Source organism: Algoriphagus locisalis (genome assembly GCF_900116615.1).
GTDB classification, from domain to species: domain Bacteria; phylum Bacteroidota; class Bacteroidia; order Cytophagales; family Cyclobacteriaceae; genus Algoriphagus; species Algoriphagus locisalis.
In genome coordinates, this window is sequence record NZ_FPBF01000005.1 from 361,987 (window position 1) to 375,826 (window position 13,840).

Genomic DNA, 13,840 nt, shown 5'->3' on the forward strand with positions numbered 1-13,840 from the left:
TGATTTTCAAAAGTTCAAATCTCCATACTTACCAAGTAGGTGGTATATCCTATGTATGCCAGCAAAAGAATTGCAGCCTCCCATCTGTCCAGACTTTTTCTTTTGCCTGTGAACATGGCAATAAAAAGAGCTAGTGTGCCTCCGAGGAGAATATAGATGTCGGTGTTAAAGGAGATTTGATAGGACAAGGGATTAATGATGGAACTAACGCCTAGGATCAGGAAAATATTGAAAATATTGGATCCTATAATGTTGCCTATAGCGATGTCATTGTTCTTTTTCATTGATGCTACTACAGAAGTAGCCAATTCTGGCAGGGAAGTTCCTGCTGCAATGATGGTCAGCCCAATGATTTTCTCACTTACGCCTAAGCTCTGAGCTATGCTTACAGCATTGTCAACTACCAATTTTCCACCAATGACCAGTGCAGCTAATCCACCCAAAATCAGGATCCCTATTTTTAGATTAGAATAGACTTTTAGTTCTATTTCTGTAGATGCAGGCTCCGATTTTAACTGTGTAAAAACGTAGTAAAGAAAAGCTCCGAAACAGATCAATAAGCCTATGCCTTCGATCATCGATAAACCAGACTCTGTTCCAAGGAAAAAATTATTGACCATGAACAATAGGATGATCGCAGCTATAAATGAAAAAGGAATCTCTTTCCATACCGAACTGGATTGAACGGATAAAGGGGTAATGATCCCGGCTATACCCAAAATGACAAAAAGATTAAAATTGTTGGAACCGATTATATTTCCAAAAACTATATCCGGATATCCTCCTGAGGAAGCTACTGCATTTACCACAAGCTCTGGAGCAGAAGTACCAAAAGCCACGATTGTTAGTCCAATGGCAAGATCTGAGACCTTATGTTTTTTTGCGAGCACCGAGGCTCCATCTACTAACCAATCTGCTCCTTTAACTAAAAGTAAGAGGCCCGCAATTAGAATTATACTCTGAATAATCATATGGTGTTTGATTTCCTTTAAAAACGTAATGCATCCAAAAATCAATCAAAAGTAGATTGAAAACTGTGGGTAATTTCATGAAGTGGCTATAAATATTTTTTGCTGGAACCTGGATTGATTTTATTCACTTGAAAGTTTTTGATTGCTTTGTTGTTTTAATTGCATAAATTTCATAACACGCTAAATAATAAAGGTTTATGAAACTGTTTCACATATCATTTTTCCTCATTTTCTCTGTTTCCTGGTCTTCTTCTTTCGCTCAAGAATCCTTGCCGCCTCATATCAAAGACAATATTATTTATCCTGTTTTGGATTTTCATCCGTGGGTTGGTGTGATGCCAGTTGCAAATCCGGCAATGGCATATGATCCTAGTCTAGATTATAAAGTTGCTTTAGATTTATATGGGAAGGTAAAAGACTCTACGGCTATTCACCCTGCGATTTTGGAAGTTGCCAGGACTTATAATCTTACGATTGCTAATGGAGTACCTGCGGGAAAAATTCAAATTGCAGCCGTTATCCACGGTGGCTTAGTTCAAGCAATTCTTTCAGAAGAAGAATATCACCAAAAATACCAGACTAGTAATCCCAATCTAGTTGCATTAAAGAAATTGGAGGAGGTGGGCGTTAAATTCTATGTCTGCGGTCAAAGTCTGGGGTTTAACAATATTGAGGTAGAAAAAATTACGCCGATTGTTAAAGTTGCGATTTCTGCGAAAACATCTTTTGTGACTTTGGACCAAAGAGGATATTCTTACTTGAACGTGAGTGAGGATTGATTTCTTTTACCTATTGCGAAGGAATTGATTTGAATAGTTGAATTCTTACCAATTGCATAGTGATGCTCAGCTATAATTTCAGTCAAGTCGGAGACTGTGGTCTGCTTTAATAGGATTTGACACGAAATCATTTTCAGTAGTTTTCTAAAGCTTTGCTGACGCAAAACTTTGTCTTATGTGCCTGTTCTTAAACCATGGGCCTGTGGTAATCTTTTCGGGATCAGAAAGGAAGTTTTCTTCCTTCACGTTTACCTGATTTAGGAAAAAGTTTTTATCGAAAGAATTACTACGTTATTTAAAAAACGAAAAGGGCTCGAAATTCATCGAGCCCTTTCAATATTTGCGTGCTTAAGTGCTAATTACTTCACTTCGAAGCTAGCTCTTCTAGCCATTTGTCTTGCATCAGCAGAAGACTTATCTACGCTAGTATCTTCGCCATAACCTTTGTAAGAAAGTCTTGAAGCGTCAACTCCAGAAGCTACCAAGATGTCATAAACAGCCTTAGCTCTTCTTTCAGAAAGTTTCATGTTGTAATCTTCTGGGCCTAATTCGTCGGCATATCCTTTGATCTCAACACTTACACCTGGATTCTTTTTCAAGAAGTTAGATACATAGTTAGCTGAGCTAGTAGAGTATCCAAGTGGCTTATCGCTATCAAATGCATAGTAAACATTTACATAACCATCGTTGATCGCTTTCTTGAAGAAATCAAGTTGCTCTACTACTTCTTCAACTGGACATCCATTAGTGGATGCTGGACCAGGAAGGAATGGACACTTATCCATGTGATCAGGAGTGCCATCACCGTCAGAATCCAAAGTCATACCTGCAGAGTTAACTCTTGCTCCAGCTGGAGTATTAGGCTCTTTATCCAAGTAATCAGGAACGCCATCACCATCTGAGTCTTTCAACATGTCTTTAATACCGTTGATCTGAGTAGCAAGTTCTTCTTTAGTGGCATACTTATCAGCTGCGATGAACCAGTCAGCGTGCTCTTCATTTTTACCTAGATAGAATTGAAGACCGATTGTACCAGTCCACCAAACACTGTTAGCGCCAAAGAAACCGTTGTCGATAGCAGGCCCGATTGGAGTAGAACCGTCCCAAGTTACGGTTTGACGACCATTGATGATAGTACTGATATCACCGTACAAGGCAATACCCTTACCTAATTTCAGCTGAGGAGTAACACCTACAATAAAGTTGTACACGTCATCTGTTTCACCAGCATACAGGTTCTCTTGTGGTTTAACGTTTCCGATACCTCCACCGAAGTGACCCAATAAACCTAGAGATCTAGTGAATGATTCGAAGTTCATAATTCTACCAAGATTCGAAATCATCTGAAGATCTAAGCGGTAATATTTGGTGTCAAATGAACCGGTGATGGCATCTTCATTACCAGCTTCTTTCATAGATCCAAATCCGTAATCCAGTTTCAAACCGAATTTTTCATTGAACATATACCTTGCGCCTAGGTCAACGTGACCTAAATTCAATGTAGGTGAAAGGAAACCTGGAGCAATTGGCGCCATTGGTTTATTAAAACCTCCGCCAACCTCGAGAGAGAATTTGTCGAATTCTTGTGCATTTGCCCCGAATGCCAGAGCGCCTGCGATAACTGTTGATAGTATTAGTTTTTTCATAACAAAAAATTTTTGTTCAAATTTTAAGTGTTGATTGATGTGAATACAAATTTATAAACTTTTAATTTACTACAAATCTAGCTGAATTATTTAAAACCCATGGTGGATAAAAAAATAATTCGTGTCTTTTTTCAAATATAACATCGAAATATTAACATAATTTATGCCATAATGAAATTTTTATTCGAAATCCTCAAACAAAATAGTGTTTCGGGAGATGAATCCAAAACGTCTGAATTCATTTTAAAGTATATAGCCCAACGAAAGAAAAGGTGGAAAGTTTTGCCTGAGATCTATTCTGGAGAAGATTTTCATGACTGTATCTTATTGAAATTTGGTGAACCCAGAACTGCTGTCTTTGCACATATAGATACCATTGGATTCATGTCAAGGTATAATAATCAGTTGATTAGCATCGGCGGTCCGGAGATTATTGAAGGCACCTCGTTGGTTGGGGAAGACTCGTTGGGCGAGATTTCATGTAAATTGGCAGGCGATGAAAATAATATTTCTCATGATTTTCCTAGAGGAATTGATCCAGGGACTCGGCTTTCTTTCGCTCAGAATATTCGTATAGATGAGGAGTTCATTCAGGCAGCTTACCTGGATAATAGATTGGGTGTATATTCAGCTTTGGAACTATGTGAAAATATTTCCGATGGTTGGGTGGTTTTTACCACATATGAGGAACATGGAGGAGGCAGTATGCCTTTTTTACTCAAATTCATCCAAGAAACTGCTCCGGTTAAGCAAGCTTTGATCTCTGACATCACTTGGATTACCGAAGGAGTCCAGTTTCATCAAGGAGTGGTGATCTCTATTCGAGACAAATTTATCCCCAGAAAAAAGTTTATTGATAAAATTATTAGGCTTGCTAAAGAAAGCGGAATTCCATTTCAATTAGAAGTAGAAGAATATGGAGGAAGTGATGGTAGAGAAGTTCAGTTTTCACCTTATGCGATAGATTGGTGCTTTATAGGTGCGGCAGAAGAAAATGTACATTCGCCAGATGAAAAGGTTTCCTTGTCCGATTTTGAAGCTATGCTGAAGATTTACCCCTATCTGTTAGAAAGATTATAAAATATTGATATGAGTATTACAGTAAAAGACAAAGAATTTGAAGTTTACCTCAGTGCTAAGCAGATTGAGCTAAGGAATGCCGAGCTCGGCAAAGCAATTACTCTGGATTTTGCCAGTGAGGAGCTGGTTGTTATTGGGATTTTAAATGGCTCCTTTGTTTTTATGGCAGATCTTTGCCGGTACATAGACTTGCCAATTTCCACGTCGTTTATAAAACTGAGTAGTTATTCAGGGACAGAATCTACCGGGAAGGTGCATTCTATTTTAGGTTTGGAAGAAAAAATTGAAGGAAAGAGTGTGCTTATAGTTGAGGATATAGTTGATACAGGAATCAGCATGGATTATTTATTAAAGGCACTTTCTGAGTTCAATCCCGCTAAAGTTTCCATCGTTACTTTGCTTCACAAACCTGAGGCTTTTCAGTTTAATTACAGTTTAGATTATGTGGGTTTTGAAATTCCCAATAAATTTGTGGTTGGTTACGGCCTTGATTACGATGGTTTGGGTAGGAACCTACCTGATATTTACCAACTCAGTACTCCTTAAATAATAGACTTACGAATGTATAATATTGTATTATTTGGTCCTCCGGGTGCAGGCAAAGGCACTCAAAGTGAAAAACTTATTGAGAGATACGGACTTACTCATTTATCCACCGGAGATCTTTTCCGAAAGCATCTTGGAGAAGGTACAGAACTTGGCCAACTCGCAAAAAAATACATGAATGAAGGTCGCTTGGTTCCTGATGAAGTAGTCATAGGAATGGTGGAGGATAAGATAAATGAGACGAATAACGCTAAAGGGTTTATTTTTGATGGGTTCCCCCGCACTACTGCACAGGCAGAAGCTTTGGATGAAATGCTTTCGAAGCATGGAATTTCAATCAGTGGCATGATTGCACTTGATGTGCCAGAAGAAGTGCTTAGACTAAGAATCAAAGAACGCGGTAAGACTTCCAATCGAGTAGATGATCAGGACGATGAGAAAATCAGTACACGTATTAAGGTGTATCTAGATGAGACGCTTCCAGTGGCGGATTACTATGCTTCTCAAGGGAAACTTCAGAAAATCAATGGAGTAGGTGAGATCGAACAGATCTTCTCAGACATCACTTCGGTGATTGATAGCTACTGATTGCCTTTATTTTCCTAATTTTGCAATTCATATTTGGCTAGGCTAGTAAGCTTAGCCTTTTTCTTTATCAAAAAATGGCTGATTCAAATTTCATAGATTACGTAAAGTTCTGTTCCCGATCAGGGGCAGGAGGACCAGGATCGACACATTTTCGAAGAGAAAAGCATGTTCCCAAGGGAGGGCCTGATGGTGGCGACGGAGGTAGAGGTGGACACATTATAGTAAGAGGTACTACCCAAGTTTGGACATTGCTCCATCTAAAATATAAGAAACATGTAATCGCCGAGGCGGGCAAAAGTGGAGAAGGAGGGAGAAGAACTGGTGCCGACGGCAAGGATATTATTTTGGAAGTGCCGTTGGGTACCATTGCAAAAGATGCTGAGACTGGTGAGAAGCGCTTTGAAATCACTGAAGATGGGCAAGAGGTAGTCCTGACCAAAGGTGGAAGGGGTGGACTGGGCAATGACCATTTTAAATCTGCAACTAACCAAGCGCCTCACTACTCACAACCTGGTGAAGAGGGAATCGAGGAATGGATAATCCTTGAGTTAAAGCTTTTGGCAGATGTGGGCTTGGTAGGCTTTCCAAATGCTGGTAAGTCAACGTTGTTATCTTCTATTTCTGCAGCTAGACCGGAGATTGGAGATTATCCTTTCACTACCCTTGTCCCTAATCTAGGCGTGGTAGCTTATAGAGGAGATCAATCTTTTGTCATGGCAGATATTCCCGGGATTATCGAAGGTGCTGCAGAAGGGAAAGGACTAGGGATTCGATTCCTTCGTCACATAGAAAGAAATTCGATTTTACTTTTTATGGTTCCTGCTGATGCTGCTGACATCGGTGAGCAATACCGGATTTTGCTCGGAGAGCTGGAAAAGTATAATCCAGAACTTTTGGATAAACGCAGGCTCCTTGCGATCTCTAAAGCGGATATGCTAGATGAAGAACTGGTCAGGGAAATGGAAAAGGAAGTTCCCGAAGGAATTCCCCATGTATTTATCTCATCTGTCTCCCAATACAATCTTGACAGGCTCAAAGATCTAATCTGGCAGGCTATTCACCAGGGGTAAGGTGTCAGTTTGTCAGAGAAAGCGCTATGGCAACAATATTGTTGAAGCCTGTGCGCCAACTATTGTCTATTTCAATTATGAATAATAAAGAACAAGTGGATCAAGAAATGAATCTCAAAGACGAGAATATCAATGAGGAAACAGTAGAAAACACTTCCGCTGAAGTGGATTTTGAAGGTGCAGAACCTCAAGCTGAATCAGAAGAAAATAAATTGGAATACGAAGTAGCCGATCTGAAGGATAAATACCTTCGTCTTTATTCGGATTTTGAAAACTACAGAAAGAGAACTGCCAAGGAGCGATTGGACTTAATATCCACAGCTTCAGAAGAGGTATTGAAGGATTTGATTCCTGTAGTGGATGATTTTGAGCGAGCTTTCAAAGCAAGTGAGAATGAAGTAGAAGGATCAAAAGTGAGAGAGGGTAACCTTCTTATTTTTCAAAAATTGGTAAAAATTCTAGGTTCTAAAGGTTTGAAACCAATGGATGACCTTGTAGGTAAGCCATTTGATCCAGAGACGCAGGAAGCAATTACGCAGATACCTGCACCAAGCGAAGAATTGAAAGGGAAAGTAGTAGATGTAATCGAGAAAGGTTACGTATTAGGAGATAAAGTAGTACGCTACGCGAAAGTGGTGACAGGAGCATAATATTATGGCGAAAAGAGATTATTACGAAGTACTTGGAGTAACGAAGTCCGCATCTGCCGATGAAATAAAAAAGGCATATAGGAAACTAGCGATTCAATATCATCCGGATAAAAACCCTGACAATCCAGAAGCTGAAGACAAATTCAAAGAAGCAGCTGAGGCCTATGAGGTGTTAAGTAACCCGGAGAAAAAGCAACGTTATGATCAATTTGGTCATCAGGGTGTAGGTGGTGCCGGAGGATTTGGCGGTGGCGGAATGAATATGGATGACATCTTTTCCCAATTCGGCGATATTTTCGGCGGCGGTGGCGGAGGTGGTTTCGGCTCGTTCTTCGGCGGCGGTGGCGGCGGAAGACGTACCAAAAAAGGAACGAACCTTCGCGTGAAGATGAAACTGACTCTCGCTGAGATCGCAAATGGCGTAGAGAAGAAGATTAAAGTGAAGCGTCATCTAATAGCAGATGGGGTTACTTTCAAATCTTGTTCTGCCTGTCAGGGATCTGGACAAGTGAAGAAAGTAGTCAATACCATGCTTGGTCAGATGGTTTCGGCAAGTACTTGTGGTGTTTGTGGTGGCAGCGGTCAGATCGTTGATAAAAAACCTGCAGATGCTGATGCAAGAGGTCTAATCGTAAAAGAGGAAGTTATTTCTATCAATATCCCAGGCGGTGTGGCAGAAGGAATGCAGCTTAGCATGTCTGGAAAAGGAAATGAAATTCCAGGCGGAATTGCCGGAGACTTGCTTATCGTTATTGAAGAGATCGAAGATAAAGTTCTTCAGCGTGATGGAAACAATGTGATCTATGATCTATACGTTTCCTTTATCGATGCTGCACTTGGAGCTTCTATAGAAGTGCCAACTATCGAGGGTAAAGTAAAGATCAAAATTGATCAGGGAACCCAAAGTGGGAAAATGCTTCGCCTTAAAGGGAAAGGCATCAAAGATATCAATGGGTATTCTAAAGGTGATCAGCTGATCATGGTGAATGTGTGGACTCCAACTCATTTATCCAGAGAGGAAAAAGAAGCCTTAGAAGGCTTAAGGGAATCTGATAATTTCAAACCTGATCCAGGAAACAGCGAGAAATCCTTTTTCGACAAGATGAAAGAGTTCTTCTAATATAAAAATAGCCAGATTTAATTCTGGCTTTTTTTATATTTTTAAAAAACCTTTTTAAAGTCGCCTCGTAACCTAACCGTATGCTTAGAAAATTGTGTCTGCTTTTTCTGATGATGATTGGATGGGTGGCTGTGGGTAAGGCGCAACTCGTCAAAGAGTTCAAGGCGACAGAAAGAGACGGTTTTGACATGGTTGCTCTGGAGTTCACTTCCTATAAAAGTGCTACTCAACTTAAGAGAACAAAATCTTCCGACCCTGTCTATATTCATGGACACCTCAATCAAACGAACATCCTTCCTGTATTTTCCCAGAAAGTATCTAATAATGTGCTTCAGACTTCTCTGATCCATAAAAATGTGGAGTCTGAAAACTTGGGGAAAAGCATTACTTCAAAACTCTTTTCGGGTTCTTCTGATGATTTCGATCATAGCTGGAATGTAGGATTAAGCACAAACTTTCTTTATCATCTCGATTTTAATTTGGGCATGGGCAAGTCAGACTTTGATCTGTCCAATCTCACCATCAGTCAGCTGAAAGTAAAAAGTGCCAGCGCTGATGTGGCGATCCATTATGGAAGTGATTCTCCAAATCAAGTTCAGATGGATACCCTTTTGGTCACGCTGAATATGGGTTCCGTGGTGATAAATGACGCCAACTTCTCGAATGCAAAGAAAATGATTTTCGAAGTGAACTATGGCAAAATCGATTTGAACTTTTCCGACGGTATGCATAATGCCAGTCATATCATTGCAGCTGTTGGTGCAGGTACACTTCATGTGCAATTGCCCTCGGACTCTTTTCCCATCAAAATAAAAATGAGAACAACGGCAATGTGTAAAACCTCCTTGCCAAAATATTTAAAAACCTTAGAGAAAGGCACTTACATTACCAAAGGCTATAAAGCTAATGACCCGAGATTGATGGAATTAATCGTTGATGTAGGAGTTGGTTCATTAACTGTAGAATAATCCCTATTTTTTGGAATATGCTGAAAATCAAAAAGCTTAATAAATCCTACGGAGCCAATAAAGCGCTCAGCGATGTGGATTTGAATGTATCGGAAGGAGTGGTCTTTGGGCTTCTCGGGCCAAATGGAGCAGGAAAAACCACCTTGATCCGGATTATTAATCAGATTATCGATAGTGATAGTGGGGAAGTTTACATAGGAGGAGAACTGCTGGCACCAAAGCATATCGGGTTGATCGGATATTTGCCTGAGGAGCGAGGCTTGTATAAGAAAATGAAAGTCTGGGATCAGATGCTTTATTTCGCCAGACTCAAAGGACTTTCTCCGCAGGAAGCCAAAATCAAGATTAAATACTGGCTGGAAAAGCTGGAAATGGAAACTTGGAGAGATAAGAAAATCGAGGATCTCTCGAAAGGGATGGCGCAGAAAGTGCAATTCATTTCTACTATTATTCATAATCCTCCTTTGTTGATTCTCGATGAACCATTTTCTGGTTTTGATCCAGTAAATGCCGAAATCATCAAAAATGAGATTTTGGAACTCAAGGAGAAAGGCACCACAGTGATCCTCAGTACTCACAGAATGGAGTCTGTAGAGCTGCTTTGTGATCAGGTCGCAATGATCAATCGCTCCAAAAAAATTCTTGACGGTACCATTAAACAAGTGAAATCCATCTATAGACCAGAAGTGTATTCTATTACTTTAGATCATCTGAAAATGGATTTACCAATTGAATGGATATCCAAGGAAGATGAGGGAAGTCACAGTTTTACGCTCCCTCTTAGTGGTAAAACGCCAAACGAGCTTCTCAATGAATTAATGCAATATGGCGAAGTGAACCGGTTTCAGGAACTGATTCCGAGTATGGAAGAAATTTTTATTCACCAGGTAAAATCAACAGAAAATGGGTAAGATCTGGTTAGTAATTCAGCGGGAATATGTCGCCCGTGTCAAAAAGAAATCCTTTTTGCTCGTCACTTTATTGACTCCTTTGATTTTTCCTGCCATCATGGGGGTTTTCGTTTGGATTGCTTTGGAAGAGGAAGACAATCAGGCACTTCGTATCATAGAAGTGGTGGATGATAATAAGCTGTTCTTCTTGGAAAGTTCTGAGCAATATGCTTTTTCATTTTCGGATGCAAGTCCCGAGGAAGCCAAGAAACTGGTGCAGGATGGAGACCGCTATGGCTTTCTTCATATCCCAAAGTTTGATATCAAGGATCCAAATGGGATTTCCTTTTATGGAGAGGATAACCCAAGTATGAGTTTGATCAGCTATTTGGAAAATAACCTTCGGAAGAAAATCGAAGAACAACGACTTTTTGAAAGTGGAATAGATCCAAAAATTATCAATGAAGTTCGCACGAAAGTGGGGATTAAATCCATCACGCTAGATGATGAGGGGACAGAAACGGTAAGTGATGCCACGGTGAATTATGCGATTGGATTTGTTGCCGGTATTTTGATTTACATGTTTATTTTCATCTATGGCAATCAAATCATGCAGGGCGTCATTGAGGAAAAGTCCAGCCGAATTGTAGAGATATTGGTTTCTTCACTGAAGCCGTTCCAGCTGATGCTTGGGAAAATAATAGGTATTGCAGGAGTTGGACTTACTCAACTTCTTATTTGGATCGTACTTATCGGAACCTTGACCACGATTGTGACTGGTTTCCTTGGCATGCAAATGCCACAGCAGCAAGCCATGGAATTGGCTAATCCCGAATTAGCTGAAGGTCTAGCCCAAAACACTGAAATGGGTGAGATCCTCCAAGTAATCGCAGGGATTAATTATGTTCAGATTGCCTTAAGTTTCGTGTTTTACTTTTTAGGCGGATACTTATTGTATGGAGCTTTGTTTGCAGCTATTGGATCGGCTGTAGATGCACCTTCAGATGCGCAGCAGTTTATGTTGCCAGTGACTATTCCTTTGATTGTTGCTTACATGGGCTTGTTTGTTTTTGTGTTGAATGACCCGAATAGTACCACCTCATTCTGGTTGTCCATTGTTCCGCTGACATCGCCGATTGCTATGATGGGAAGGGTGAGTTATGGTGTCCCTTTTTGGGAGCTAGCTTTATCCATGGGCTTATTGATCGCTGGTTTTCTCTTCACTACTTGGGTAGCGGGAAAAATCTACCGAATCGGGATTCTTATGCATGGGACAAAGCCGAGCTATAAGACACTTTGGAAATGGATCAAGACGAATAATTGAGAAGATGAATATTAGTATCAAGTAGCAATACATAAGTATTTAGATGATAGAGCCAAGAATCAAGAAGTTTGAATCAAGGCTATAAAAAAAAATCCCGATCGGTAGCTGATCGGGATTTTTGTTTCTTGCTAGAAAAGCCTTTATCTCAAATAGGCAGAAAGCATCCAAACCACTTTTTCTTTGGCCGTGATGTAATCACTCATTAAAGATGCTGTTCCTTCATCGCCAGATGCTCCTGCCGCTTCCAGGGTTTCTCTTTCAAGTTGCAAAAGTGTGTTCATATTGGATCTGACAGTTTCTACCATTTTCAATGGATCTTTGATCTCCTTTGCTTCCTTGATAGATGCGGTGTCGATGTATTCTTGGTAGGAAGAAAGAGGTCTAGCTCCCAAGGTCAAGATTCGTTCTGCAGTTTCATCCACAGCTAGATTTGCAGCATTGTAAAGCTCTTCGAATTTGGCATGTAGCTCAAAGAAATTTAAACCGGAAACGTTCCAATGAAAATTTCTCAAATTCTGATAGTAAATCTGGTAATTGGCGAGCAGATCATTTAGCTTTTCCACCAAAACCTTACTTTCTGTGATTTCTAATCCGATGTCGTTCGTTTTCATGTGTATATAATTTGATTTTTTATGGACTTATGCCAGCCCGGCTTCCGCCAGTCGGACGGGGAATCTCGCAAGTTGGATAAACATCCATCTGTTTGTCGATTGAGACATGCCTGTCTGCCTCAGGCAGGCTCGATTTCATATTTCAGTTATTAAATTTTCTCTGCTTGAATTAAAGTATAAATTTACTCAATAGAGCGATGTCTTCCCAACTGATAAATTCTATCCTCAAGTCATACTATCTATGTGATTAGGAAGTTAGTAACGGTAGTAATTGAAGTTTAATTAATGAAAAAAAGATTTCAGGATCTTACTTCTTTGGATTTTTATACCAATAAGAAGCAGGTCAAATGGATTGTAGTTGCAGCTTCCCTGATCATAGGGGCAGGATCAATTTGGTACACGAATAGCCTAGTGGAGGAATTGCGTGAGCGGGAAAGAAGACAGATTGAGCTGCTTTCCAGTGCGCTGGAGTATGCTGCTACTACGATGGAGAATCTCACTTTTATCAATCAGGAGATCATCCAGCAGAATTACTCTATTCCTATCATCATGGTGGATGATTCCGCCAATCCCATAGAATTCAGAAATATTCCTTTCAAAAATAATTCAAGTGCAGCAGATTCGGTAGAAACCCTTAAAAGGGAACTTGCCGAAATGCGTGCAGAATATGAACCTATTTTGCTTCCTGAGGCAGATATTCAGGTGTATTATAGAAATTCCGAGTTACTGATTAATCTCAAATATTATCCCTACGTGCAGCTGGGGATTATTATGATTTTTGGGGTATTGGCTTATGCGCTTTTCAATCAAAGTAAAATCGCCGAGCAAAACCGAGTGTGGGCTGGACTGACAAAAGAAACAGCGCATCAATTGGGTACCCCGATTGCTTCTTTGATGGCTTGGATAGATTACCTGAGAAATTCTCCTGTTTGGGATGAAAACAAGGAAATTATCACCGAGATGGATAAAGACGTGGTGAAACTTCGGATGGTAACAGAGCGCTTTAGCAGCATCGGTTCTAAGCCTGTGATCCAATCCGGAAATGTATATGAGTCAATAGAAGATACCATCAACTACCTACGACCTAGGATTTCTACCAAAGTTGATTTGAATATTCACGCAGATTCCAAGGATCTGGATGCGATGATGAACAAACCGCTATTTGAATGGGTGATTGAAAACATCTGTAAAAATGCTGTGGATGCGATGAAGGGGAAGGGTAAAATTGATATAGAAATTCTTCAGGACAGTGACAAATTTGTAATAATCGATATCACCGATACCGGCAAAGGAATGGAAAAGCGAATGTATAGACGTGTCTTCAATCCTGGATTCTCTACTCGCCAAAGAGGTTGGGGCTTGGGATTGACTTTAGCAAAAAGGATTGTCGAAGGATATCACGGAGGTAAAATTTTCGTCAAACATTCTGAAGTAGGGAAGGGAACCACTTTCCGGATTTTGCTTCATGGAAGCCATGAGGGAGCATCGCAGTTTATTACTGAAGGAATCCTTGAATACTGACGAATTACGATTTTGGATTTACGAGGTCAATTGGAACCTCGGCTATTTTGGATAATAGTTAGCTTTTTAATGATGA

General features: G+C 40.1%; 14 protein-coding genes. 11 read left to right on the forward strand and 3 right to left on the reverse strand.

From position 1 onward, the window contains the following. Positions 1-14 precede the first annotated feature (14 nt). Positions 15-971 (reverse strand): calcium/sodium antiporter, encoded by a 957-nt coding sequence (locus BM386_RS15660; RefSeq protein WP_091696015.1) that lies wholly within the window; start codon positions 969-971, stop codon positions 15-17. A gap of 197 nt (positions 972-1,168) precedes the next feature. Here BM386_RS15660 and BM386_RS15665 point away from each other — a divergent pair, with 197 nt between their 5' ends. Further along, complete coding sequence (locus tag BM386_RS15665) at positions 1,169-1,750, forward strand: DsrE family protein (protein WP_091696017.1); 582 nt, start codon at positions 1,169-1,171, stop codon at positions 1,748-1,750. A 359-nt stretch (positions 1,751-2,109) separates the two neighbouring features. On the opposite strand, the gene BM386_RS15670 is transcribed toward BM386_RS15665, so the two are convergent. Continuing rightward, entirely contained in the window at positions 2,110-3,396 is a 1,287-nt protein-coding gene (locus BM386_RS15670; RefSeq protein WP_091696018.1) for an OmpA family protein, read from the reverse strand. Positions 3,397-3,567: 171 nt separating this feature from the next. Here BM386_RS15670 and BM386_RS15675 point away from each other — a divergent pair, with 171 nt between their 5' ends. The 9 genes from BM386_RS15675 (at position 3,568) to BM386_RS15715 (ending at position 11,632) form a co-directional block, all read left to right on the forward strand. Then, the gene (locus BM386_RS15675) at positions 3,568-4,476 is read left to right on the forward strand and encodes a M20/M25/M40 family metallo-hydrolase (protein WP_091696020.1); all 909 of its coding nucleotides are present in this window, start codon (positions 3,568-3,570) and stop codon (positions 4,474-4,476) included. 9 nt (positions 4,477-4,485) lie between these two features. Beyond that, on the forward strand, positions 4,486-5,022 hold the full coding sequence (gene hpt / locus BM386_RS15680; protein WP_091696022.1) for a hypoxanthine phosphoribosyltransferase: 537 nt from the start codon (positions 4,486-4,488) through the stop codon (positions 5,020-5,022). A 15-nt stretch (positions 5,023-5,037) separates the two neighbouring features. After that, positions 5,038-5,610 carry an adenylate kinase gene (locus BM386_RS15685; protein WP_091696024.1) on the forward strand — a complete coding sequence of 191 codons (573 nt, stop codon included), beginning with the start codon at positions 5,038-5,040 and terminating at the stop codon, positions 5,608-5,610. 74 nt (positions 5,611-5,684) lie between these two features. Next, complete coding sequence (obgE, locus tag BM386_RS15690; RefSeq protein ID WP_091696026.1) at positions 5,685-6,680, forward strand: GTPase ObgE; 996 nt, start codon at positions 5,685-5,687, stop codon at positions 6,678-6,680. Positions 6,681-6,757: 77 nt separating this feature from the next. After that, a complete protein-coding gene (locus BM386_RS15695; protein WP_091696028.1) occupies positions 6,758-7,330 on the forward strand; it encodes a nucleotide exchange factor GrpE in 573 nt (190 codons plus the stop codon). A 4-nt stretch (positions 7,331-7,334) separates the two neighbouring features. Then, positions 7,335-8,450 (forward strand): molecular chaperone DnaJ, encoded by a 1,116-nt coding sequence (gene dnaJ / locus BM386_RS15700; RefSeq protein ID WP_091696030.1) that lies wholly within the window; start codon positions 7,335-7,337, stop codon positions 8,448-8,450. 80 nt (positions 8,451-8,530) lie between these two features. After that, on the forward strand, positions 8,531-9,418 hold the full coding sequence (locus BM386_RS15705) for a hypothetical protein (RefSeq protein ID WP_244545543.1): 888 nt from the start codon (positions 8,531-8,533) through the stop codon (positions 9,416-9,418). A gap of 17 nt (positions 9,419-9,435) precedes the next feature. Further along, positions 9,436-10,329 (forward strand): ABC transporter ATP-binding protein, encoded by an 894-nt coding sequence (locus BM386_RS15710; RefSeq protein ID WP_091696032.1) that lies wholly within the window; start codon positions 9,436-9,438, stop codon positions 10,327-10,329. Beyond that, a complete protein-coding gene (locus tag BM386_RS15715) occupies positions 10,322-11,632 on the forward strand; it encodes an ABC transporter permease (protein ID WP_091696034.1) in 1,311 nt (436 codons plus the stop codon). Before BM386_RS15710 ends, BM386_RS15715 begins: the two co-directional genes overlap by 8 nt. 140 nt (positions 11,633-11,772) lie before the next feature. Here the strand turns inward: BM386_RS15715 and BM386_RS15720 are convergent, their stop codons facing one another. Continuing rightward, a complete protein-coding gene (locus BM386_RS15720; RefSeq protein WP_091696035.1) occupies positions 11,773-12,243 on the reverse strand; it encodes a Dps family protein in 471 nt (156 codons plus the stop codon). Between the two features lie 285 nt (positions 12,244-12,528). Here BM386_RS15720 and BM386_RS15725 point away from each other — a divergent pair, with 285 nt between their 5' ends. Continuing rightward, positions 12,529-13,764 carry a sensor histidine kinase gene (locus BM386_RS15725; protein ID WP_091696037.1) on the forward strand — a complete coding sequence of 412 codons (1,236 nt, stop codon included), beginning with the start codon at positions 12,529-12,531 and terminating at the stop codon, positions 13,762-13,764. The last annotated feature ends 76 nt before the right edge of the window (positions 13,765-13,840 follow it).